Source organism: Pseudomonas sp. MEJ086 (assembly GCF_030209025.1).
GTDB classification, from domain to species: domain Bacteria; phylum Pseudomonadota; class Gammaproteobacteria; order Pseudomonadales; family Pseudomonadaceae; genus Aquipseudomonas; species Aquipseudomonas fulva_A.
Genome location: NZ_JARVSV010000005.1, coordinates 135,432 through 156,951 on the forward strand (window position 1 = coordinate 135,432; position 21,520 = coordinate 156,951).

Below are 21,520 nucleotides of genomic sequence, written 5' to 3' on the forward strand. Positions count from 1 at the left end.
GCGCCCTCGGGCGCCGTTGTCGTATTCAGGATCGGCTCAAAGCGACAGGCGCATCGACAGGTCCACTGCCTTGACGTCCTTGGTCAGGGTACCGATCGATATGTAATCCACGCCGGTCTCGGCAATGCTGCGCAAGGTGGTCTCGTTCACGCCGCCAGAAGCCTCGAGCTTGGCGCGACCGGCATTGATGGTCACCGCGCGGCGCATGTCCTCGAGCGACAGCTCATCGAGCATGACGATGTCGGCGCCGGCAGCCAGGGCCTGTTCGAGCTCTTCCAGGCTTTCCACTTCCACTTCGACCGGTTTGCCGGGGGCGATCTTGCGTGCGGCAGCCACTGCGGCATCGATGCCTCCGCACGCGGCGATGTGGTTCTCCTTTATAAGGAAGGCGTCGAACAGGCCAATTCGGTGGTTGTGGCAACCGCCCTGGGTCACTGCATACTTCTGCGCCAGGCGCAGCCCGGGCAGGGTCTTGCGGGTATCGAGCAGCTTCACGTCGGTACCCTGCACCCGTTCGGCGTAGTGCTGGCAGCGGGTCGCCACGGCCGACAGGGTTTGCAGGAAGTTCAGCGCACTGCGTTCGCCGCTGAGCAGGGCGCGCGCCGGACCCTCGAGATGAAACAGCGCCTGGTTCGGCGTTGCCCGTTGGCCGTCCTGCACCTGCCAGTGCACCGCAACGCGCGGGTCGAGCTGACGAAATACCTCATCCACCCAGGCGGTGCCGCAAATCACCGCATCTTCCCGAGTGATCACCGTGGCATGGGCCAGGCGTGATTCGGGGATCAGTTGAGCGGTGATGTCGCCACTGCCGATGTCCTCGCGCAAACTGCGGCGGACATTGGCCTCGATTTCGGCGCGGAGCTCGGTGAGCAGTAGGTTCGGCATGGGGCCTCCGATTGGCTGAGGCGGGGATTATAGAGGCAGTCTCGGTGAGTGTTGCGTTCATCGGCTGAAAATGAACCCTGGCGGTCACACCCGGTCACATGCGCGAGCCTGGTGACGACTGCGTCCCGGGTACCTGTGACGCAGGTCATATCTGCAGGAATTTGCCTTGGTATCTCCTGCAGCATTCCTATAATGTTTTAATTCGGATGTATTGGCGTCATATCGTTGACGTTAATATGGCGCTCGCATTTCTGTTTGAGCTTGCTCCGCCAGCGCAGTGCGCAGGAGATCGTGATGAAAACCGATGCCAACGTAGTGCATCTGAACAAAATGGTTTCTGAAACGGCTCACCCCGCTGCCGGCAGGCTACCTGCGTCTCTTCTTCAGGTCCGTGATCGGGCTGCCACGCAGCTCAAGCAGGCCCTGCAGGCGTTGTTCGACAATGCCGATGACACCCTGTTCGACATGGCGGACCGCGCCACCAGCAACGCCGAACAGAATGCGTTCTTCGAAGCCATGCGTGACCTGCGCCTCAAGCGCAAAGGTATCGAGCGTGGCTTTCTGCAGAAGGTTTTCGAGTCCTTCGCCAGCTTGAATCAGTATGTGGTCGGCAAGCCGCCGTCACTCGACACGGTGTCTTTCGACAGCCTGTCACTCGTACAGAACGATGAGCTGGAAGAAACCGTCGCGCTGGATTCGATGATCGCCAAGGTATTGAGCCGCGACCACGTCGCCCTCACTCACCTCACCACGCGCCTCAATGCGGTCGTCAGCAAGAAGCTCGACGACAAGTCCAACCCCCTCGGACCGGTTTCGCTCAGCGAGCTGTTCCTCGATTCGTGCAGCGGGCTGGGTGTCGAGATCAAGGTCAAGCTGATCATCCTCAAACTGTTCGAGAAGTACGTGCTCAGTGGTCTGGAGCAGCTCTATGGCGATGCAAACGGCATTCTGGTCGAGGCAGGCGTATTGCCCGAGTTGAAGTCCGCGCCGCCTCGTCGTGCCGCCAGCCATAATCGACCGAGCCGCCACGACCAGGCGGAAAGCGTCGACCTGTCCTGCGCCGGTTATGGCGACGACGAAGTGCGTGAAGTTTTCAGTGCATTGCAGGAATTGCTGTCGCAGTCCCGGGAGAGCGTTTCGGTGCGTCGTCAGGCCCCGGCCAATGCCATGCCGATCTCCACCAACGACTTGATGCGCCTGCTGTCGCACATGCAACAGCGCGCGCCGATCCAGGCCCCGATGGATGTCGATCTGCGTGCTCAGCTCGAGCATCTGTTGACTCGCGCCAGTGCCAAGAGTGGCCGCGTGCGAGTAGTCGGCGAGGTCGATGAAGACGTCATCAACCTGGTGTCGATGCTCTTCGAATTCATCCTCGATGACCGCAGCCTGCCGGATTCGCTGAAAGCGCTGATCGCGCGCCTGCAGATCCCCATGCTCAAGGTCGCTGTCCTCGACAAGACGTTCTTCAGTCGCGGCAGCCATCCGGCGCGCCGCCTGCTCAACGAAATCGCCACTGCCGCCCTCGGCTGGGGTGAGCACGACCACAGCCAGCGTGACAGCCTTTATCAGAAGATCGAACAGGTCGTGCAGCGGCTGCTCAACGACTTTACCGATGATCCTGCGATCTTCTCCGAACTGCTGGCCGACTTCCTCGCCTTTACCGGTGACGAGCGTCGCCGTAGCGAGCTGCTCGAGCAGCGTACCCGTGATGCCGAAGAAGGCAGCGCCCGTGCCGAGCTGGCGCGTCGCGAGGTCGAGCACGCGCTGAACGAGCGGCTGTTGGGCAAGACGCTGCCAGAAGTGGTGGTGCGTCTGCTGCGTGAGGCCTGGAGCAAGGTGATGATGCTGACCTGCCTCAAGCACGGCACCGACTCCGAGCAATGGCATGCGTCCCTGGCCACCATGGACGACCTGATCTGGAGCGTGGAGCCCCACGAGAATCCGGAAGCGCGCCTGCGTTTGCTCGAGCTGGTGCCCGGCTTGCTCAAGGCGTTGCGTGAAGGGATGGCCAGTGCGGCGTTCGATCCTTTCTCTACCAGTGAGTTCTTCGGTCAGCTCGAAGCGCTGCACGTACAGGCTTTCCAGCGATTCAAGCGGGCCATGCCGGATGTCGAGCGCAGTGCGCCAACCGAATCCGATGACGTGCAGCGCACCGCACTCTCCGCCGTTGGCATCGAGTTGCCTCTGCTGGAACTGCCGCCCGAGAGCGAAGAGGGCGTGTCGGCCATGGTCGAGGTGGTCGAAGAGATCGTGTTGCTGGCGCCGGGGCAAACTCGTGTCGAGGAAGAAGAGCCGATGCTTGCCGACGATGACGAGGCGCTGCTGCATGTCGATGCGCTGCGTGTCGGCAGCTGGGTCGAGTTTCAGGAAGACGAAGAGCACAAGGTTCGCTGCAAGCTGGCGGCGATCATCAAGCCGACCGGCAAGTACATCTTCGTCAACCGGACCGGTATGAAGGTGCTCGAGAAATCCCGCATGGGCCTGGCTGTCGAGTTCCGCCGCAATGCCGTGCGCCTGCTGGATGATGCACTGTTGTTCGACCGGGCTCTTGAATCGGTGATCGGCAACTTGCGCCGACTCAAGAACGCCTGACCCTGGCGCATCGTTTTTCGCGTTCCCAGCGCGGATCTCCCTCTCGCGGCCTTGTCAGGCCGCGAGTCGTTTCTGGCGTCCGATCCTCCTTAACTTGCGCTGCAACGTTAACAGCCCCTAGAGTGTGCGCTCGTTCGGGGAGCACGTATGCACAAGCAACTCGAAGACGGCTGGTATCAAGGGATTCAGCACTGTCCTTCGCCCAATTTCAATGAGCGCCCGCAGGCTGAGATTTCCCTGTTGGTGATTCATAACATCAGCTTGCCGCCTGGCCAGTTCGGCACCGGGCAGGTGCAGGCGTTCTTCAGCAATTGCCTGCAAGCCGATGCCCATCCGTACTTCGCGGGCATCGCCAGCATGACGGTGTCAGCCCACTTTCTGATCGAGCGTGACGGTACCCTCGTCCAGTTCGTGTCGTGCCTGGATCGTGCCTGGCACGCCGGCGTCTCCTGTTTCGATGGCCGGGAAAACTGCAACGATTTCTCCGTGGGGATCGAGCTCGAAGGAACCGATCACCTGCCGTTCACGGATGCGCAGTACGCTGTGCTGACGGAACTGACCCGCGTGCTGCAGAGCGCGTACCCGGCGATCACCGTCGAGCGTATCTGCGGGCACAGCGATATCGCGCCTGGACGCAAGACCGATCCGGGCCCTGCATTCGATTGGGCACGGCTGCGCCGCGCATTGATGACTGATAAGGAGGCATCATGAGTTTCCTGGTGTTGCTGCTGGTGCTGTGGATCGAAAAGTTTTCGTCATGGCGCCAACGTGTTCAGCACGACGAGCCTTGGCTGCGCGCCCTCGGGCGCCTGGAGCGCAGCGGCACCAGCAGCGATTCGCCGTGGCTGGCGATCGTGCTGCTGGTCGGTGTCCCGCTGCTTGTCGTCGCGCTGGTCCTCACGCTGCTGGCGCCACTGGCCTACGGCTGGCTGCTGCTGCCCGTGCACCTGCTGGTGGTGCTCTACAGCCTTGGCCGTGGCGACCTGCTGGCCGCTCTAGGGCCTTTTCGTGACAGCTGGCGGCGCGGCGATGGCGAGGCGGCCTACCTGGTCGCGCAGCGTGATCTGGGGGTCGACGGCGAGGGCGAAGCCACGCTGCTGCCCAACGTGCAGACGTTCATGGTCTGGCAGGCGTACCAGAGCTTTTTTGCGGTGATCTTCTGGTATGTCCTGCTAGGGCCTTTGGCTGCGCTGGCTTATCGGTTGCTGGCGTTGCTCGTCGAGCATGCTCAGTCCGATGCCCTGCGTGAGCGTGCGGCACAGTTGCGGCATGCCTTCGACTGGCTGCCGGTGCGTGTGCTGGCTGCCAGCTTCGCGCTGGTCGGCAATTTCATCGCCGTGAGCCGTGCTCTGCTCCATGAAGCCCTGAGCTGGGATATCTCGGCTGCCCAGCTGGCTTCCGGGGCCGCTCGCGCTGCCGCCGAAACGCCAGAGCCGCTATTGGGCGAAGCCGGTGTGGCAACCCTGGATAGCCTGTGGCAATTACTGGTGCGCACGGCAATCCTCTGGTTCGCTGCAATCGCCCTGTGGACACTACTGTTCTAAGGCTGCCAGCCGAACAGTTGCATGGCGTTGCGGCTGCTGGCCGCCGCCAGCGCCTCCGGGCCAACCCCGAGCAGCGGCGCCAGTTCACGGCAGATGTCCGGCAGGTGAGCGGGACTGTTGCGTCGGTTCGGGTGCATGGCCGGCGCCATGTCCGGTGAGTCGGTCTCGAGCACGATGGCATCCAGCGGCAGCCGCGCGATCACCTGGCGCAGGCGGTTGGCCTGGGGCCAGGTCGGCGCTCCGCCCAGGCCGAGCTTGAAACCCAGCTTCAGGTACTCCCTGGCTTCCTCGTAGCTGCCGGCGAAGGCGTGGATGATCCCGGCACGGGGCAATCTGAAGCGCTTCAAGGCGGCGATCACCGGCGCATGGGCACGACGCACGTGCAGCAGTACAGGCAGCTCGAAGCGCGCGGCCAGAACCAGTTGCGCCTCGAAGAGTGACTGTTGGCGATCACGGTCCAGATCCTCCAGGTAGTAATCCAGGCCGAACTCGCCGATGGCGCAGAGCTTTTCATGGCCGTGCAAGCGCTGCAGCCAGTCCTGCAATGACTGAAGATCCTCGGCACGGTGCTGGTTCAGATAGACCGGATGCAGGCCGAAAGCCGCGTACAGCCCCTCATGTTGCTGCACCTGATCCCACAGGCGTTGCCAGTTGCCATGCTCTACGCCCAGTACCACCAGCCGCTCGACGCCGAGCGTGCGAGCCTGCGCCAGTACCTCGTTGCGGTCGTCGTCGAAGTCGGGAAAGTCGAGATGGGTGTGGGTGTCGATCAGTTGCATAGCGTTCTGCCGGGCAGGTGAACAGAGGATTGAACAGGGTTTGCATACACAGCGGCTGCAACATTCTGTGAGTCATTCACGCCGTTGGCCAGTCGAACCTCACAGGGACGGCGGTTGTGGGGATCGCCGAAAGCAAAGGGCGGCCGCATGATGCGTCTTCGCAAGATACTTGGCTGGTGCCTGGCCAGCCTGTTGTTGTTGATCGCAGCGCTGATGTTGTTTCTGGTGCTGTTTGACTGGAATCTGCTCAAGCCAACGATCAATTCGCGAGTGTCCGAAGCACTCAACCGCCCCTTCGCCATCGAAGGCAACCTGGCGGTGACCTGGCAGCGTGAGCGCGACGAGCCGGGGTTGCGTGCCTGGATTCCCTGGCCGCACGTGTCTGCCGAGCAGCTTAGCCTGGGTAATCCCGAGTGGGCCAAGGGTGATCACTTCGTCAGCCTGCAGCGTGTCGAGGCCAGTCTGTCGCCGTTGCCGCTGTTGTGGAAAACCGTATCCATCCCGCGCATTCACCTGACCGGCGCCGACGCGGCCTTGGAGCGGCTCGCCGACGGGCGTGACAACTGGACCTTCGATCTCGGCGAACAGGAGCAGCCGGACGAGGAGCCCGCTGCCCCCTGGATGATGGACATCGGCACCATAGGTTTCGACAAGGCACAGCTGCGTTACGACGATCAGACCTTGCAGGCCAGCGTGAGTTTGCTGGTGCAGCCGCTCGGCGAGCCCATCGCGTTCGACGAAATCGTCGGCAAGACCGCCAGTCAACGGGACGAAGCCGTCGTGACGCCCCAGGATTACGCCTTCGCCTGGCAGGCCAAGGGGCGTTACAAGGGGCAGGCGCTGACCGGCAACGGCAAGATCGGCGGCCTGCTGGCGCTGCAGGATGCCCGCCAGCCGTTCCCGGTTCAGGCGGATGTGCGTGCTGGCACCACCCGTGTGCAGGTCGCCGGTACGTTGACCGATCCGAAGAACCTCGGTGCGCTCGATCTGCGCCTGCGGCTCTCCGGCGCCAGCCTCGGCAATCTCTATCCCCTGACCGGCGTGACGCTGCCGGATACCCCGGCTTACTCCACTGATGGCCGTCTGGTCGCGCAGTTGCAGGACCCCGATGGTCCTCTGTTCCGCTACGAGAAATTCAATGGGCGTATCGGTGACAGTGACATTCACGGCGACCTCACATTCGTGGCTCGCGAGCCGCGGCCCAAGCTGTCCGGTACGCTGGTCTCCAATCAACTGCGTTTCGCCGATCTGGCGCCGCTGATTGGTGCCGACTCGAATGCCGAGAAGAAAGAGCGTGGTGCCGCCAGCGTCCAGCCGGGCAACAAGGTGTTGCCGGTCGAGGCGTTCCAGACCGAGCGCTGGCGCGACATGGATGCCGACGTCAGTTTCACCGGCAAGCGCATCGTGCACAGCGAGGAGCTGCCATTCACCGACCTGTTCACCCACGTGGTGCTCAATGCAGGCATGCTCAGCCTCGAGCCCCTGCGTTTCGGTGTGGCCGGCGGGCGACTGGATTCCACGCTGCGTCTGGATGGTCGTGGTACGCCGCTCAAGGCTGAGGCGCAGTTGCGCGCCCGTAATTTCCGTCTGCGCCAGCTGTTCCCCAGTGTGGAAGTGATGCAGAGCAGCCTGGGGGCGCTCAATGGCGATGCGACGATCAGTGGCACCGGTAACTCAGTGGCGACCCTGCTGGGCAGTTCGAACGGTCGGGTCAAGCTGCTGATCAACGATGGGCGGGTCAGTCGCAACCTGATGGAGATCGCAGGGTTGAACGTCGGCAACTATGTGGTCGGCCGCCTGTTCGGTGATGACGATGTGGAGATCAACTGCGCGGCCGCCAACCTGAACATCAGACAAGGCGTGTTGAAGCCGGAGTTGATGGTGATCGACACCGAGAATGCTTTGATCGGTATCGACGGTACGGTGAATTTCGGCAACGAACAGCTCGACCTGACCATCACCCCGGAGTCCAAGGGCTTCCGGGTTTTCTCGCTGCGCTCGCCGCTGTACGTGCGCGGCACCTTCAAGGAGCCTCGACCGGGCGTGAAGGCCGGCCCGCTGGTGTTGCGCGGCGCCGGTATGCTGGCGCTGGGCGCGTTGGTGGCACCCGCTGCGGGGCTGGTGGCGCTGGTTGCGCCGAGCGGCGACCAACCCAACGAATGCGCGCCGCTCCTGGAGCAGATGCGTCAGGGAGCTAACCGTTGAAGCGGGTTTTCAGGTGCCGCTCGATAGCGTCCAGGCCGGGTTGATAGGCTCCGTCCAGGGCGTCGAGCAGGCGTTGGAACACCCGGTCGGCTATCCGCTCATGCTGCTGCGAGATGGCGTTGACCCGCATGGGCAGAAAGTCCAGTAGCTGGGCATCGCCGAAGGTGCCGAGGCGTAGGCGGCTGGTATCCATTTCCGGGTGTTCGTAGAGTGCGTCCAGCACACCTTCGAGCAGCACGTAGGCGGTGGTCACCAGTACGTCAGGCAGGGTGCCCTGCGCCATCAGCTCGCGCATCTGCCGGTGGCCCCACTGACGGCTGAACTGCTCGCCATGACTGACGCTGACCAATCCATCGAAATCCGCCAGTGCGTCGCGAAAGCCCTGTTCGCGGGCCAGGCTGATCGGCAGTTCCGGGCGGGCGCCGATCAGGGCGGCCTGGCGTGGCATCGGCTGTAGCAGGCTTTTGGTCAGCAACTCGCCAGCCTGACGATCATCGCTGATGACCGAATACAGGTGCATGGGGTCCAGCGCGCGGTCCACGGCAATCACCGGGGTGCCGGCCGCGATCAGCTGACGGTATTCGGGGGCGTCTTGAGGCAGGCAACTGGCGACGATCAGCGCGTCGCAACGGCGCGAGCGGAACAGCTCGAGCAGTTGTCGCTCGCTGTCCGGCCGATCATCGGAGCTGGCGATCAGCAACTGATAACCGGCATCTCGGGCGCGTTGTTCGAGCAGTTTGGCCAGGCGCGCGTAACTGGGGTTTTCCAGATCCGGGAGGATGAACCCGAGGCAGCGACTTTCCCCGCGCCGCAGGCCGGCGGCCTGTGGGTTGGGACGATAGTCGTGCTTCTCCACCACTTCCAGCACCCGCTGAACGGTCGCCGCACTGATCCGGCGCTTGGCAGCCTGGCCATTGATCACGTAGCTGGCGGTGGTCAGCGATACGCCAGCCAGGCGGGCGATGTCGGTCAGTTTCAAGGTACGTCTCCTCTGGCGGACTTCAAGGATTACCGATTATCAGGTAACGTGCCAGCGCTAGATGAAACGATTCAGCAAACGAGTCGACTAAGCTAACAAGAATGTCCGCCAAGCCCGTGCACCGCGCCGGTCTTGCTCGAGGAGAAACGTCATGCTCGAACTACACCCTTCGCAGATCCAGATGGGCCGGCAGGCCGCGGACAAGCAACAGGCGCTGGCCGATCTGGCCGACAGCCTGGTCACCGACGGCCTGGTCGCGTCCGGCTATCTGGATGGCATGCAGGCCCGCGAACGGCAGGGCTCGACTTATCTGGGGCAGGGCATCGCCATTCCGCATGGCACGCCGGAAACCCGCGATCAGGTGTTCCAGACCGGCATGCGTCTGATCCAGTACCCCGAAGGCGTGGACTGGGGCAATGGCCAGCGTGTGTACCTGGCCATCGCGATTGCCGCACGCTCCGACGAGCACCTGCGTCTGCTGCAACTGCTCACCCGGGCGCTTGGCGAAGGTGACCTCAGCCAGGCGTTGCGCGAGGCTCAGGATGCAGATGCCATCCTTGCCCTGCTGCAGGGCGCCCCTCAGGAGTTGGCTCTCGATAGCCAGTTGGTTGGGCTCGGCGTCAACGCAGAAGATCTGGACGAGTTGGCCTGGCAAGGCGCCCGCCTGCTGAAGAAGGCCGGCTGCACGGCATCCGGCTTTTCCGGCAGCCTGGTTCAGGGCGAGCCGTTGCCCTTGGGTAACGGGCTGTGGTGGCTGAGCAGCGAGCAGGGCGTCGAGCGCCCGGGTCTGGCCTTCGTCACCCCGGCACGGCCGCTGCAGCAGGCTGGTCAGCCGGTAGCCGGACTGTTCTGTCTCGCCTGTCTGGGCGAGGGGCATCGCAAGGTGCTCGAGCGTCTCTGCGATCTGCTGATCGCCGGGCAGGGTGATGCCCTGGCGCACGCGACCACCAGCCGTGGCGTGCTTGAGGCGCTGGGCGCCGAGCTGCCTCCCGACTGGCCAGCGCTGCGCATCACCCTGGCCAACGCCCATGGTTTGCATGCCCGTCCGGCCAAGGCGCTGAGTGAGCTCGCGCAAGGTTTTAATGGTGACATCCGCGTACGTCTGGCCGAGGGGGCTGCGGTCGGCGTATCGGCCAAGAGTTTGAGCAAACTGCTGGCGCTCGGCGCCCGCCGCGGTCAGGTGCTGGAGTTCAGCGCCGAGCCCGCGATCGCTGACGACGCATTGCCGGCCATCGAGGCGGCTGTTCGTGCCGGTCTCGGTGAAGAGGTCGAGCCGCTACCCCCTGAGTCAGCCGAGCTGGTCGTCGATTCGCCGCCCTTGCCTGAAACTGATGCGGCGCCCAGCGCGCCGTCTGCCGGCACTCGCCTGCAAGCAGTCGCCGCGTCACCAGGTATCGCCAGCGGCCCGGCCTTCGTGCGCCGTGTGCCGCGCCTCGATTATCCCGCCGAAGGTGGGGGCGTCAGCGTGGAACGGGAGCGCCTGGATGCCGCTCTGCAGCATATCGACGGCGAGATTCAGCGGCTGGTCGAGCGTAGCCAGGAAGCCAGTGTGCGCGACATTTTCGTCACTCATCAGGCGATGCTGCGTGATCCGGCCCTGCGTGAGGACGTCGATGCCCGCCTGGCTGCGGGCGCCAGTGCGCAGGCTGCGTGGATCGGCGAGATCGAGGCGGCAGCGACCCAGCAGGAGTCGCTGCGTGACGCGCTGCTGGCCGAGCGCGCTGCCGATCTGCGTGATGTAGGCCGCCGCGTGCTGGCGCACCTCTGTGGTGTCGAGGCGCCTCAGGAACCCGCGGAGCCCTACATTCTCGTGATGGGCGAGGTCGGCCCTTCGGACGTCGCCAGCCTCGACCGTCAACGCGTCGCCGGTATCGTCACCGCTCGTGGTGGCGCTACCGCGCACAGTGCGATCATCGCCCGTGCCCTGGGGATTCCCAGCGTGGTCGGTGCCGGTGAAGGCCTGCTGGCCTTGCAGCAGGGCACTCGATTGCTGCTCGACGGTGACCGTGGTCAGGTCTGGGTCGCTCCGGACGATGCCACCCTGGCCCAGGCCGAGCGCGAGCAACAGGCCAGCGAGCAGCGCCGCGAACGTGCCCATGGCGAGCGTATGCACCCGGCGCGTACCCGTGATGGTCATGCAGTCGAGGTCGCCGTGAACATCGGCGCCAGTGGTGAAGCTGCCGCTGCGGTCGAGCTGGGCGCCGAGGCAGTGGGTTTGCTGCGCACCGAGCTGGTGTTCATGGATCACTCCCAGGCGCCGGACGTGGCGACCCAGGAGGCCGAGTACCGGCGTGTGCTCGATGCCCTGCAAGGCCGGCCGCTGGTCGTGCGTACGCTGGATGTCGGTGGTGACAAGCCCTTGCCTTACTGGCCGATGCCGGAGGAGGAAAACCCCTTCCTCGGTGTGCGCGGCATACGTCTGACCCTGCAACGCCCGGACATCATGGAAACCCAACTGCGCGCCTTGCTGCAGGCTGCCGATGGGCGCCCCTTGCGCATCATGTTCCCGATGGTCGGGCAAATCGAAGAATGGCGTGCGGCGCGCGCGATGGTCGAGACGCTGCGTCAGGAGATTCCGCTGGACGATCTGCAACTGGGCATCATGATCGAGGTGCCATCCGCTGCGCTGATGGCGCCGGTGCTGGCCCGTGAGGTGGACTTCTTCAGTATCGGCACCAATGACCTGACCCAGTACACCCTGGCCATCGACCGCGGCCATCCCACCCTGTCGGCCCAGGCCGATGGCCTGCATCCCTCGGTGCTGCGCCTGATTGGCATGACCGTCGAGGCTGCCCACGCCGAAGGCAAGTGGGTCGGTGTCTGTGGCGAGCTGGCCGCGGACATGCTCGCCATCCCGCTGTTGGTCGGTCTGGGCGTCGACGAGCTGAGCGTCGCCGCACGCAGCATCCCGCTGGTCAAGGCGCGGGTCCGCGAGCTGGACCTTCATCACAGCCAGGTGCAGGCACAGCAGGCCCTGACTCTGGGCAGCGCTGCCGCGGTGCGTGCGCTGGTCGAGGAGACACACTGATGGCGCGTATTCTCACCCTGACCCTGAACCCGGCGCTGGATCTCACCGTCAGCCTCGATACCCTGCAGCCCGGGGCGGTCAATCGTAGCCTGGGGATGACCAGTCATGCGGCGGGCAAGGGGCTCAATGTCTCCCAGGTCCTCGCCGATCTCGGCCACAAGGTCACCGTCAGCGGTTTTCTCGGCCAGGCCAATGCCGCGCCGTTCGAGCTGCTGTTCCAGCGTCGTGGTTTCATCGACGCATTCGTGCGAGTGCCCGGCGAGACCCGCAGCAACATCAAGCTCGCCGAGCGTGATGGCTGCGTCACCGATCTCAACGGCCCCGGGCCGGAAGTCGACGCGGCGCATCAGCAGCAACTGCTGGAGCAACTGGAGCAGATCGCCGTGGGGCACGACGCTGTGGTCGTTGCTGGTAGCCTGCCGCGCGGTGTGACGATCGAATGGTTCGCTGCGCTGTTGCGTCGCCTGGTGAGCCTCGGCTTGCCGCTGGCGCTGGATACCAGTGGTGCAGCCTTGCGTGCCGGCTTGACGGCGGGACCCTGGCTGATCAAACCCAATGAAGAAGAACTGGCCGAGGCTTGCGACCTGGCGTCGGCATCTCCCGAGCGCCTGGACGACGCCATCCGCCAGTTGCAGCAAGGCGGCATCGAGCATGTGCTGCTGTCGCGCGGCGCCCAGGGTGCTGACTGGTTCGGTCCCCATGGTGTGCTGCATGCGCAGCCGCCACAGGTCGAGGTGGTCAGCACCGTCGGTGCTGGCGACTCGCTGCTCGCCGCCACCTTGCACGGCCTGCTCAGTGAATGGCCTGCCGAGCGCACGCTGCGCCTGGCGACGGCGGTGGCCGCCCAGGCGGTCACGCAAATCGGATTCGGAATTCACGATCGGCAACAGCTCGCCCGCCTGGAAGCGGCGGTGGCTGTGACGTCGAAACAATAACAAGAGGTCGTTGCAATGAATGTGCTGATCATTACCGCCTGCCCCAACGGCCAGGTCACCAGCGTTCTGTGTTCGCGCCTGTTGCAGGCCGCTGCCGAGCGTCTGGGTTGGTCCACCCAGGTTGAGGTGCATGACCCCAAGGCGATCGGCTCGCCGCTGAGCGAAACCGATATCGCCGCAGCCGAACTGGTGCTGGTGGTGAAAACCGGCGAGCTGGATCTGCAGCGTTTCGTCGGCAAGCGCGTGGTGCAATCCACGCCGTCCGAAGCGCTGGCTGACCCGAAGCAGTTTCTGCTGATCGCTGCCGAACAGGCGCAGGTGCTCGAGAAGGCTGCGCCTGTGGCCACGGCCTCTTCCGGCGGCAAGCCGAAGCTGGTGGCGATTACCGCTTGCCCAACGGGTGTCGCCCACACCTTCATGGCTGCCGAAGCGCTGCAACAGGCTGCGGAGCAACTGGGTTATGACCTGAAGGTAGAAACCCGCGGTTCGGTGGGCGCGCGCAACCTGCTCGACGACGCCAGCATCGCCGCGGCCGATGTGGTGTTGCTGGCCACGGATATCGAGGTCGAGACCGAGCGTTTCGCTGGCAAGAAGGTCTATCGCTGCGGCACCGGCGTCGCCTTGAAGCAGCCCAAGCAGACCTTGCAGAAGGCGCTGGCCGAGGGCGTGCAGCAGCAGGGGGTAGGGCAACCGCAAACCGCCGATGCCGGCAAGCCGGGCAGCAAGAGCGGGCCATACAAGCATCTGCTCACCGGCGTGTCGTTCATGCTGCCGATGGTCGTGGCCGGTGGTCTGTTGATCGCCCTGTCCTTCGTGTTCGGTATCGAGGCGTTCAAGCAGGAAGGCACCCTGCCTGCTGCGTTGATGAAGATCGGTGGTGAAGCGGCCTTCGCGCTGATGATCCCGGTACTGGCCGGTTACATAGCGTACTCCATCGCGGACCGTCCCGGGCTGGCGCCAGGGATGATTGGCGGTATGTTGGCCAGCGCCTTGGGTACCGGTTTCCTGGGGGGCATCATCGCCGGCTTCCTTGCGGGTTATCTGGCCCTGGCGCTGAATCGCTGGTTACGCCTGCCGCAGAGCATCGAGGCACTGAAGCCGATTCTGCTGATACCACTGCTGGCCAGCCTGGCCACGGGCCTGGCGATGATCTATGTGATCGGTACGCCGGTCGCCGGAATCATGGCTGCCTTGGAGGTGTTCCTGCAGAACATGGGCACCACCAATGCAATCCTGCTCGGACTGCTGCTCGGCGGCATGATGTGCGTGGACCTCGGTGGACCGATCAACAAGGCGGCCTACGCGTTTTCCGTCGGCCTGCTGGCATCGCAGAGTTATGCGCCGATGGCCGCGACCATGGCTGCCGGTATGGTGCCGCCCATCGGCATGGCCATCGCCACGGTTCTGGCCCGCCGCAAGTTCAGCCAGACCGAGCGCGAAGCCGGCAAGGCAGCCGGTGTGCTGGGGTTGTGCTTCATTTCCGAAGGGGCGATTCCCTTCGCCGCGAAGGACCCATTGCGGGTCATCCCCGCCAGCATCGCCGGTGGCGCACTGACCGGTGCGCTGTCGATGTACTTCGGCTGCAAGCTGATGGCGCCACACGGTGGCTTGTTCGTGCTGCTGATCCCCAACGCGATCAACCATGCGTTGCTGTATCTGCTGGCGATCGTGGCGGGCAGCCTGGTGACCGGGGTGGTCTACGCGCTGATCAAGCGCCCTGAGGTCGAAGCCCTGACGGTGGCTGCCAAGGCTTGAAAATGGCGCAGGGCATCCGCGGATGCCCTGCCCGTGGTTCAGCGTGTGCCGAAGACCACCATGGTCTTGCCTTTGACGTGCACCAGGCCCTGTTCTTCCAGGGCCTTGAGCACCCGCCCGACCATCTCCCGCGAGCAACCGACGATACGGCCGATCTCCTGACGAGTGATCTTGATCTGCATGCCGTCCGGGTGAGTCATCGCATCCGGTTGTTTGCACAGGTCGAGCAGGGTGCGAGCAACGCGACCGGTAACGTCGAGAAACGCCAGGTCACCCACCTTGCGGGTGGTGTTGCGCAGCCGCTCGGCCATCTGCGTACCCAGCGCGAAGAGAATGTCTGGATCCTGCAGGGTCAACTCGCGGAACTTGGCGTAGCTCAGTTCGGCAACTTCGCATTCGGTCTTGGCGCGAACCCAGGCACTGCGCTCTTTCTCCGCACCGTCCTTGCCGAACAGTCCCATCTCGCCGAAGAAGTCTCCGGGGTTGAGGTAGGCGATGATCATTTCGCGGCCGTCGTCGTCTTCGATCAGGATGGTGACCGAACCCTTGACGATGAAATACAGCGTTTCGCTGCGGTCACCTGCATAAATGATCGTGCTCTTGGCCGTATAACGACGGCGGTGGCAATGGGCGAGCAGTTTGTCGAAGTTTTTTACTTTGGGTGTAAGAGTGATTGCGACCATGCCTGAGTCCCGAATATAGAAAGATAAGCCTGGCAGACGTGTTAGATGAAGCCGCTCAGACCCAAGTGCTTGACTATCTCGCAAGGCAGATGCCGGCTCTCCAGTGCGTGAAACGATGTCCGAATCGTTTCGCAAACAGTGGATGCCCACATTTTTGCAGCGGAATATGGCGTTGCATGCAATGCGTTGTGATCGATAGCGCCCTGGTCAATATCTTGTTCTTATCGACTGATAACGATGTGTCGCGCTTCGATAAAGGGATTGTGCCACTAAAACGGCATCATCATGAACAGTGATACTTCCAGAGGAACTGTTTTGTGAGGTATTGCACGTTCCGCTTGTGAACTCTAGCAGCATCTGTGGCACCCGTCGTAAAAGTCGCCCTGTGATAAGCTTCCGGCCTTTTGAAGGAGGGGCGGCAACGATGAAAGCTCGCGTTCAATGGGCAGGCGAAGCGCTGTTTCTAGGCGAGTCGGGTAGTGGCCATGCTGTAGTGATGGACGGTCCGCCGGAGAATGGTGGCCGTAATCTGGGCGTGCGCCCGATGGAGATGTTGCTGATCGGCCTGGGCGGCTGCAGCAATTTCGATGTGGTGAGCATTCTGAAGAAATCTCGCCAGCCGGTGGAAAGCTGCGAAGCCTTTCTCGAAGCCGAGCGCGCCAGCGAGGATCCCAAGGTGTTCACCAAGATCCATCTGCACTTCGTGGTGAAGGGCCGTGGTTTGAAAGAGGCTCAGGTCAAGCGTGCGGTCGAGCTGTCTGCCGAGAAGTATTGCTCGGCTTCGATCATGCTTGGCCGTGCCGGTGTGGAAATCACCCACGATTACGAAATCGTCGAACTGGGTGCTTGAAGCAGAAGGGTGATCATTTATCGCCCTTCTGCTACTGATCAGATCCGATAGGTAGTCTTGGTCATGACCTTCGAAAGTAGTGTCATGCCCAGTTTGACCGGCGCCGGGAACCGCGCACCGCCGGCATCCAGCGCACTGTTGGCATGCTCCTGCTCGTCGCGGCGCATCTGTTCGAGGATGGCTCTGGATTTGCCATCTTCTTCGGGGATCTGTTCGAGGTGTTCGTCGAGGTGTTTGACCACCTGGTCTTCGGTTGCCGCGACAAAACCCAGGCTGACCCGGTCGCTGACCAGGCCGGCTACGGCACCAACGCCGAACGACAATCCATAGAACAGCGGATTCAAGACGCTCGGGTGGCTGCCCAGCTGGCGAATGCGTTGCTCGCACCAGGCCAGGTGATCGATTTCTTCATCCGCCGCATGCTCCATGGCCGCACGCACGCGTGGCAGCTTGGCGGTCAGTGCCTGACCCTGATACAGCGCCTGCGCGCAGACTTCTCCAGTGTGGTTGATGCGCATCAGGCCGGCGATGTGGCGAGTCTGTTTCGCGTCGAGCTGCGCCTCGGGTTCGACGATGGCTGGCGATGGACGGCTCGGCTGGCCACTGAAAGGCAGCAGCGTGCGCAGCGCCATGTCGGCTTGCAGCAGCAGGCGGTCGGCGGGCGAATAATGGCGGTCGTTGGCCATGAGGGTTCTCCGGCGAGGACATGAGCAGCCAGTCTACCGTAAATGGTCCGTCGTGTTCGGCGGCCTGCATCGGCACTGAGCGCAAACGTGTCGTGCCTCTCCAGTTGTGCATCCGGCTCTTGCCCGACGCTGTCGGTTGGCGGGAGTATGGGCTTGCCTCTGGGGCATAAGGAGTTGCTGTGAAGAACGATATTCACGACCTGGGATTGGTACTCGATTCCAAGGTCACGCTGGTGCTCATCGAATCATGGGATGAACGGCGGGTACTGGAGACGCTGACCGGTCTGGCGGTACGCCGCGGCCTCGGCCTGCTCACCTGGTCGGTTACCGAAGGGCTGCAGCGCGCCGGCTTTGCCGGTGAGGCTTTCGCCGAAAGCGGCAGCAGCGAACCGGAAGCTGCGTTGCGGCTGATCAAGGCCGACCCTCAGGCAAACCTCTACGTGTTGTGCGACCTGCATCCCTTTCTGGTCGATAACCCCAAGCTGGTGCGCCTGCTCAAGGAAATCGCCATGGCCGATGGCAGCCAGGCGCCGACGGTGGTGCTGGTATCCCATGCCTGCAAGTTACCGCCAGAAGTGCAACGCTACGCGGCGCGTTTCAACCTGGCGTTGCCTGGGGAGGACGAACTGCTGGGGATCGTCCGTGATGAGGCCACGCGCTGGAGCGAGCGCAACCGCAATCGTCGTGTCCGCACCGATAACCGCACCCTGCAGCAGGTGGTGAAGAACTTGCGTGGCATGAGCCACGCGGAAGCACGGCTGCTGGCGCGCAACCTGATCTGCGATGACGGCGCCATCACCCAGGAAGACCTGCCGGAACTCAACAAGGCCAAGTTCGAGCTGCTCGACCTCGATGGCGTACTCAGTTACGAGTACGACACCGCGCGTTTCGCCGATGTGGGTGGCCTGAGCAACCTCAAGCGCTGGCTCGGCGAGCGGCAGCGAATCTTCTTCGACGGCACCGGTGTCGACCTGCCCAAGGGCGTGCTGCTGGTCGGCGTACAAGGCTCGGGCAAGAGCCTGGCGGCCAAGGCGGTAGCCGGGCTGTGGGGCTTGCCGCTGCTGCGCCTGGATTTCGCCTGCCTGTACAACAAGTTCTTCGGGGAAACCGAGCGCAATCTGCGCGAGGCACTGAAGCTGGCCGAGCAGATGTCGCCCTGCGTGCTGTGGGTCGACGAGATCGAGAAGGGCCTGGCAAGCGGCGATCAGGACGGCGGCGTCAGCCAGCGCGTGCTCGGTACGCTGCTGACCTGGATGGCCGAGCGCAAATCATCGGTGTTCATGGTCGCTACCGCCAACGTCATCGGTCGCCTGCCGCCCGAGCTGGTGCGCAAGGGGCGCTTCGACGAGTTGTTCTTCGTCGATCTGCCGGACCTGGAAACCCGCGCCGAGATCTTCCGTATCCATCTGCAACGCCGCGAGCTGGATGCCACGGCCTACGACCTGCCGCAGTTGGCGGCGGCAAGCAGCGGTTTTTCCGGTGCCGAGATCGAGCAGGTGGTGGTCAGCGCGCTGTACGCCTCTCAGGCGCAGCAGCAGTCCGTCGACCATGGCATGCTGTTGCGTGGCATCCAGGCCACGTCGCCATTGTCGGTGATCATGGCCGAGCCGCTGGCCGAGTTGCGGGAATGGGCGCGGGGGCGGACGGTCAGCGCAAATTGAGGTCGATCAGGCGCGGCCGAAACGTCGGTTGAGCCGCGCCGCGAATCGGCGCACCAGCAGTCGTGGGAAAAACCTTGGGGCCAGGGTCAGCAGGCGGTTGCGCCAGCCGGGGACGATGATCGCGTGGTTCTTGTCCAGGCCACGCACGGCTATCAGGGCAACTTCCTCGGCGCTGAGCATCAGCTTGCCGTTCTCCAGCGCGCTGGCATCGAGCTGAGCGTTGCGAAAGAACGCACTGCGCGTCGGCCCAGGGCAGAGTACCGACACCTTCACACCGTAAGGTCGCAGCTCTTCGCGCAAGCCTTCGGAAAAATGCAGCACGTACGCCTTGCTCGCGTAGTAATTGCTCATCCATGGCCCCGGCTGGAAAGCGGCTATCGACGCCACGTTGAGGATCTGCCCGCTGCCACGCCCTGCCATCACCGTGCCGATTGAGTGGCACAGGCGCGCGAGTGCCAGCACGTTCACTTCCAGCAGTTCCTGTTCGCGACTCCAGTCCTGGGCAACGAATGAGCCGGCGCTGCCGAGGCCCGCATTGTTCACCAGCAGCTCGATGACGAGACCGTTCTGCTCGAGTTCGTGCATCAGCCCGGATAACTGCAGGGGTTCACTGAGGTCGCAAACACGGAACAGGACTTCGACGGAGAAACGCTGTGTCAGCTCGTAGGCGATGCTTTCCAGGGCATCGCGCTGGCGAGCGATCAGAATCAGGTTACGCCCGCGGCGTGCCAATGCTTCGGCCAGGGCAAGGCCGATACCACTGGAGGCACCGGTGACCAGGGCATAGCGGGACATGGGGTTCTCCTGATGCTGTCCGTGACGGGCGTATAGCCTATCCGCAACAGGCCTGTCAGCGCTGCACTGGCAACGCCGGCAGGGAAAATAAATGCAGCGGTATCGATCAGGACCCGCTCACCACCTGGTCGAAGAACATACCGAACACCGCCAGGATGGCAAAACCGCTCAGGAACAGCGTCAGCAACCCGCCGACCATCAGAACGATGAACAGGCCGGCCAGCAGATTGACTGCCAGGCTGTTGGGTGGCGGTTCCGGGCCGAAGCGATTGCTGCCGACGGTGCCTGGTACCACCAGCATGATGATCCAGAATACGCTATTGACGATCGGCACCAAGTTGAGCAGCCACAGCCAGCCCGTCCAGCCCATGTCGTGCAGGCGCTGCACGCCGATCTGCACACTGATCACCAGCATGCCGATACTGACACCGATGACGAGAATGCCGCTCAGGGTTTCCGAGAGCAGCGCAACGGCCGACAGCGCGGCAACGACCGCCGCGAAGGCGAACATCAGCACCAGCGACCACGCCAGGTATCGCATGCGGCCGATACGGCCATTGAACGAAGCGACCTTCAGTTCGCCGACCTGGCCGGCCTGAGTGTCGATATTGGCACGAGGTGGGGTGTAGGGCGTGTGCTGTGCTGGCGATGCGCTCTGAGCCGGCTGCGCCGGGGTGCTTTCGGCCAGAGCCGCCTGCCGAGCCAGATACTTCTCGATGATCACGCCGCACGCGGAGCACTCGGGGGCGGTCATTTGTTGATGGCCGCATTTCGGGCAGTCCATCGGTTGCTGAGACTGTTCGGCAGGCGGTGCGCTGGCGGCCTTTTCCTCATCGGTTTCAACCAGGCTCAGTGCGGCGGCCAGGTCGGGCTCCTTGCGTGCTCGTGCGCCGGCACGCTGCAGCACGGTCAGATACTGGTCGGCTTCATCTTCAGCCAGGTCGCGCTTCAGGGCGATGGGCCCACGGCCGAACAGGGTGTCGATGCGCGCGCGGTCGCTCTTGAACAGGCTGGCCAGATTGGCCTTGACCGTGTCCATCGAGGTGTCGGGCATCAGGCTGCCATCGAAGACGATCTTGTAGCGGAGCTGGCTCATGCGAGCGTCCTTGTCTGCACGGGAGAGAATGGGCAGACCCTATCGCTCCCTCAGATCTTCGGCAAGTGGCCAAGGGCTACTTTCGCATGTGGCTGAGCGGTGGTTCTCAGCTTGCAGAAAGCTTCGACCGCATGGCCCGTCGGTATTCGTCATCCAGGCGAGCGATCAGCTCACCTGCTGACGGCAGGTCACTGATTCCGCCGACGCCCTGACCCGCCGACCAGACGGTCTTCCACGCCTTGGCTTCCTCGTCGAGCGGCTTGAGCTTGGCATCTGGGGGAGCGCCCCGCAGGGTGCGCAAATCGAAACCCGCTCGTTCCAGGCTCTGGCGCATGAAGCTGGCCGGTACGCCGGACACCGCAGGCGTGTGAATGATGTCGCTGGCCCGCGCCTCGATGATCATCTGCTTGTAGTCCTGCGCGGCGGCGCTCTCCTGGGTGGCGACGAAACGAGTGCCCATATACGCCAGGTCGGCCCCGAGTATCTGCGCAGCGAGCATTTCATGGCCGCTGTTGAGAGCACCTGCCAGCAGTACGGTCTTGTCGAAGAACTGGCGGATCTCCGCGATCAACGCAAAGGGACTCCAGGTCCCCGCATGGCCCCCGGCGCCCGCAGCGACCGCGATGAGCCCGTCGACACCCGCCTCGGCGGCCTTTTCCGCATGCCGGCGCGTGGTGACGTCATGAAAGACCAGGCCACCATAGGCATGTACGGCATCGACGACCTCTTTCACCGCACCGAGGCTGGTGATGATGATCGGCACCCGGTGGGCTGCGCAGATGGCCAGGTCCTGCTCCAGGCGCGGGTTGCTGGCATGGACGATCAGATTGACAGCGAAGGGGGCGCTATCCTGCTGCAGGCCCGCTTCGATTTCCTCGAGCCAGCTCTCGAAGCCTTTACTGTCACGCTGGTTCAGGGCGGGAAAACTGCCAACGATGCCGTTGTTGCAGCAGGCGGTTACCAGTGCAGGGTTGGAGACCAGGAACATCGGCGCGGCGACGAGCGGAAGGCGCAGGCGGTTTTCCAGCAGGGGAGGCAGGGACATTG

The 21,520-nt window shown here is 63.5% G+C and carries 17 protein-coding genes; 9 read left to right on the forward strand and 8 right to left on the reverse strand.

What is annotated here, in order from left to right:
• Positions 1–36: 36 nt before the first annotated feature.
• A complete protein-coding gene (gene nadC / locus QRN22_RS03275) occupies positions 37–885 on the reverse strand; it encodes a carboxylating nicotinate-nucleotide diphosphorylase (protein ID WP_042554310.1) in 849 nt (282 codons plus the stop codon).
• A gap of 294 nt (positions 886–1,179) precedes the next feature.
• Between nadC and QRN22_RS03280 the strand changes: the two genes are divergently transcribed.
• From QRN22_RS03280 to ampE, 3 genes are all read left to right on the forward strand, one after another.
• Positions 1,180–3,477 (forward strand): DUF1631 domain-containing protein, encoded by a 2,298-nt coding sequence (locus tag QRN22_RS03280; RefSeq protein WP_042554311.1) that lies wholly within the window; start codon positions 1,180–1,182, stop codon positions 3,475–3,477.
• 147 nt (positions 3,478–3,624) lie between these two features.
• Positions 3,625–4,188 (forward strand): 1,6-anhydro-N-acetylmuramyl-L-alanine amidase AmpD, encoded by a 564-nt coding sequence (gene ampD, locus QRN22_RS03285; protein WP_042554312.1) that lies wholly within the window; start codon positions 3,625–3,627, stop codon positions 4,186–4,188.
• Positions 4,185–5,021, forward strand: coding sequence for a regulatory signaling modulator protein AmpE (ampE, locus tag QRN22_RS03290; protein WP_042554313.1), 837 nt, complete (start codon positions 4,185–4,187; stop codon positions 5,019–5,021). The genes ampD and ampE overlap by 4 nt, the downstream gene beginning before the upstream one ends.
• On the opposite strand, the gene QRN22_RS03295 is transcribed toward ampE, so the two are convergent.
• Positions 5,018–5,800 carry a TatD family hydrolase gene (locus tag QRN22_RS03295; RefSeq protein ID WP_042554314.1) on the reverse strand — a complete coding sequence of 261 codons (783 nt, stop codon included), beginning with the start codon at positions 5,798–5,800 and terminating at the stop codon, positions 5,018–5,020. The genes ampE and QRN22_RS03295 overlap by 4 nt on opposite strands.
• Positions 5,801–5,947: 147 nt before the next feature.
• Between QRN22_RS03295 and QRN22_RS03300 the strand changes: the two genes are divergently transcribed.
• On the forward strand, positions 5,948–8,005 hold the full coding sequence (locus tag QRN22_RS03300) for an AsmA family protein (protein ID WP_042554315.1): 2,058 nt from the start codon (positions 5,948–5,950) through the stop codon (positions 8,003–8,005).
• Here the strand turns inward: QRN22_RS03300 and cra are convergent.
• Positions 7,995–8,984 (reverse strand): catabolite repressor/activator, encoded by a 990-nt coding sequence (cra, locus tag QRN22_RS03305; RefSeq protein ID WP_042554316.1) that lies wholly within the window; start codon positions 8,982–8,984, stop codon positions 7,995–7,997. The two genes, QRN22_RS03300 and cra, sit on opposite strands and share 11 nt — an antisense overlap.
• Before the next feature lie 151 nt (positions 8,985–9,135).
• Between cra and ptsP the strand changes: the two genes are divergently transcribed.
• From ptsP to QRN22_RS03320, 3 genes are read left to right on the forward strand one after another with little or no spacing between them, the layout of a single operon-like run.
• Entirely contained in the window at positions 9,136–12,012 is a 2,877-nt protein-coding gene (ptsP, locus tag QRN22_RS03310; protein ID WP_042554317.1) for a phosphoenolpyruvate--protein phosphotransferase, read from the forward strand.
• Positions 12,012–12,947, forward strand: coding sequence for a 1-phosphofructokinase (gene pfkB / locus QRN22_RS03315; RefSeq protein WP_042554318.1), 936 nt, complete (start codon positions 12,012–12,014; stop codon positions 12,945–12,947). Before ptsP ends, pfkB begins: the two co-directional genes overlap by 1 nt.
• A 15-nt stretch (positions 12,948–12,962) precedes the next feature.
• Positions 12,963–14,702 carry a PTS fructose-like transporter subunit IIB gene (locus QRN22_RS03320; RefSeq protein WP_042554319.1) on the forward strand — a complete coding sequence of 580 codons (1,740 nt, stop codon included), beginning with the start codon at positions 12,963–12,965 and terminating at the stop codon, positions 14,700–14,702.
• A gap of 38 nt (positions 14,703–14,740) precedes the next feature.
• On the opposite strand, the gene crp is transcribed toward QRN22_RS03320, so the two are convergent.
• Entirely contained in the window at positions 14,741–15,385 is a 645-nt protein-coding gene (gene crp, locus QRN22_RS03325) for a cAMP-activated global transcriptional regulator CRP (RefSeq protein ID WP_042554320.1), read from the reverse strand.
• Positions 15,386–15,809: 424 nt separating this feature from the next.
• On the opposite strand from crp, the gene QRN22_RS03330 reads away from it, so the two are divergent.
• Positions 15,810–16,235: an OsmC family protein gene (locus QRN22_RS03330; RefSeq protein ID WP_042554321.1), complete on the forward strand. Its 426-nt coding sequence runs from the start codon at positions 15,810–15,812 to the stop codon at positions 16,233–16,235.
• Between the two features lie 38 nt (positions 16,236–16,273).
• On the opposite strand, the gene coq7 is transcribed toward QRN22_RS03330, so the two are convergent.
• Complete coding sequence (gene coq7, locus QRN22_RS03335) at positions 16,274–16,921, reverse strand: 2-polyprenyl-3-methyl-6-methoxy-1,4-benzoquinone monooxygenase (RefSeq protein ID WP_042554322.1); 648 nt, start codon at positions 16,919–16,921, stop codon at positions 16,274–16,276.
• Positions 16,922–17,100: 179 nt separating this feature from the next.
• Between coq7 and QRN22_RS03340 the strand changes: the two genes are divergently transcribed.
• On the forward strand, positions 17,101–18,582 hold the full coding sequence (locus QRN22_RS03340; RefSeq protein WP_042554323.1) for an AAA family ATPase: 1,482 nt from the start codon (positions 17,101–17,103) through the stop codon (positions 18,580–18,582).
• Between the two features lie 6 nt (positions 18,583–18,588).
• On the opposite strand, the gene QRN22_RS03345 is transcribed toward QRN22_RS03340, so the two are convergent.
• The 3 genes from QRN22_RS03345 to QRN22_RS03355 all read right to left on the reverse strand — a co-directional run bounded on the left by QRN22_RS03345 (position 18,589) and on the right by QRN22_RS03355 (position 21,518).
• Positions 18,589–19,377, reverse strand: a complete 789-nt coding sequence (locus QRN22_RS03345; protein WP_042554324.1) for an SDR family NAD(P)-dependent oxidoreductase — start codon at positions 19,375–19,377, stop codon at positions 18,589–18,591.
• 106 nt (positions 19,378–19,483) lie between these two features.
• Positions 19,484–20,473, reverse strand: a complete 990-nt coding sequence (locus QRN22_RS03350) for a DUF805 domain-containing protein (protein ID WP_042554325.1) — start codon at positions 20,471–20,473, stop codon at positions 19,484–19,486.
• A 106-nt stretch (positions 20,474–20,579) separates the two neighbouring features.
• Complete coding sequence (locus QRN22_RS03355) at positions 20,580–21,518, reverse strand: NAD(P)H-dependent flavin oxidoreductase (protein ID WP_042554326.1); 939 nt, start codon at positions 21,516–21,518, stop codon at positions 20,580–20,582.
• Between the last annotated feature and the right edge of the window lie 2 nt (positions 21,519–21,520).